Here is a 2,008-nt window from a genome sequence, read left to right on the forward strand (position 1 = left end):
TAGGACGAAGAATTAAATAATTATAATGTATTCAAATGGAGTGGACGATATTTCCTGACCAAGGAGCCTGACAATGACTGTATCCCCCCAGATTCGTGTCGGTCTGCCGCGGATCAATGAACCTACACCGGATTTTACGGCCCCGACCACCGATGGTGTCAAAGCCCTGTCGGACTATCGCGGCAAATGGCTTGTCCTGTTTTCCCACCCTGCTGATTTCACCCCGGTTTGCACAACCGAATTTATCGCCTTTGCCAAACATGCCGATCAATTCGCCAAGCGTAATTGCGAATTGCTGGGCCTGTCGATTGACAGCACCCATTCGCACATCGCCTGGATGCGTAACATCCAGCAGAATTTCGGTGTGGAAATCCCGTTTCCGATTATTTCAGACCTGAAGATGGAAGTCGCCCAGGCCTACGGCATGATCCATCCGGGGGCGGGCGACACGTCTGCTGTGCGTGCGACCTTCATCATTGACCCGGATGGCATGCTGCGCGCCATGGTCTATTACCCGATGAGCAACGGGCGCTCTATTACAGAATGCCTGCGCATGATCGACGCCATGCAGACCAGTGACAAGAACGGCGTTGCCACGCCCGAAGGCTGGAAACCGGGCGACAAGGTTATTGTTCCGCCCGCCCATACCGCCAAGGCCGCCGCAGAACGCGCATCCAATCCCGCCTATGATTATGTGGACTTCTATTTCTGCACTAAGTCCCTCTGATCAAAACCCCGATGTGCGGTCCCGGGGGCAAGGGACCGTGCAAAGGCAAAACCCCGCCGGATTGCTCTGGCGGGGTTTTGTTTCGTTCGTCAGGCATCACGCGACATCGGTTTGGTGACGCCTGCAATTGCGCGCATCTGGAATGCCGCGCTCAAGCTGATGATGGTGAACGCGTATCAGACCACGTCACGCTTGGTGGTGGCGTTTGATACGTCATGGGTTTCAATCAAGCGTGCTTCGTGACGACCAAGCACATCCTTGGCGCGTTCCTCGGTCTGCGGATCAGGTGTTCTGACCCACAGCAACAAGCCGCCCTGATCAAGCTCTTCTTGCAATTTGGTGGAGTATTTCTTGCCAACCATTGCGGCAATCACCCCACCTGCCGCGGCACCAACGCCGCCCGCACCAAGGATTGCCGAAATGGTCAGGGCAATCGGGCCGCCCGCCGCAATCACGGCACCGGCGGCACCAAAGGCCGCCGCATACATCGGGGCACCGATCAGTGCGCCTTCGGCATTGCCAATCGGTGTTGGTGTTGTATAGGCAAGTGGTGGCATATCAGGATCGTTGTCGACATCTTCGGCCTTGCGATAAATATGGCCAAGCTTGTCTTCGACGGTTTTCTCGCTCGCAAGAAGGCTAAGCTCCTTTTGCTGATCAAACCCGGCTTGCGCCAGATCATCTGCCGCCTGTTGGAGTATTTTGATGTCGTCAAAAACGCCAACGGTTTCGCGATGTGTTTTGGTCATTTGGGCCTCCTTTTTGTTGAAAGGCTCATCTGTATTGAACGTAACACAACGTGGATTGGTTCCAATTTTGTTGGATTTCAATGTGCCCAAACGAAAACGGCACCCCTAAAGGGTGCCGTTAAAAGCTGTATTCTGGTGCCTTAACTTACCGCTCGGTAATCTTGAACTCGATGCGGCGGTTACGGCGATAGGCGATTTCATCATCGCGGTTATCAAGCGGTTGGTATTCGCCAAAACCTGCGGCAACCAGACGGTTGGGCGGGACACCCTGATCGATCAGGAACTTGACCACCGAAATCGCACGCGCAGCCGAAAGTTCCCAGTTCGAGGCGAACTGAAGGTTTCGGATCGGTACCTTGTCGGTGTGGCCATCAACGCGCATCACCCAGTCGATATCATCGGGAATGTCGGCGGCAATCGTGGTCAGCGTTTCGCCCAGTTTGGCCAACTGATCCTTGCCTTCTTCGCCAAGCTCTGCCTCACCCGATCCAAACAAAACTTCGGACTGGAAGACAAACCGGTCCCCGACAAC

General features: G+C 54.7%; 3 protein-coding genes. 1 reads left to right on the plus strand and 2 read right to left on the minus strand.

The annotated features are described in order from the left end of the window. Positions 1-73: 73 nt before the first annotated feature. Positions 74-727 carry a peroxiredoxin gene (locus B3Z49_RS18200; protein WP_296993413.1) on the plus strand — a complete coding sequence of 218 codons (654 nt, stop codon included), beginning with the start codon at positions 74-76 and terminating at the stop codon, positions 725-727. 176 nt (positions 728-903) lie between these two features. Here the strand turns inward: B3Z49_RS18200 and B3Z49_RS18205 are convergent, their stop codons facing one another. Beyond that, positions 904-1,476, minus strand: a complete 573-nt coding sequence (locus B3Z49_RS18205) for a hypothetical protein (protein ID WP_296993415.1) — start codon at positions 1,474-1,476, stop codon at positions 904-906. A gap of 145 nt (positions 1,477-1,621) precedes the next feature. Continuing rightward, on the minus strand, positions 1,622-2,008 hold a 387-nt coding region (locus tag B3Z49_RS18210), incomplete at its 5' end, for an OmpA family protein (RefSeq protein WP_296993416.1).

Source organism: Thalassospira sp. UBA1131 (assembly GCF_002311515.1).
In the GTDB taxonomy this organism is placed as follows: Bacteria; Pseudomonadota; Alphaproteobacteria; order Rhodospirillales; family Thalassospiraceae; genus Thalassospira.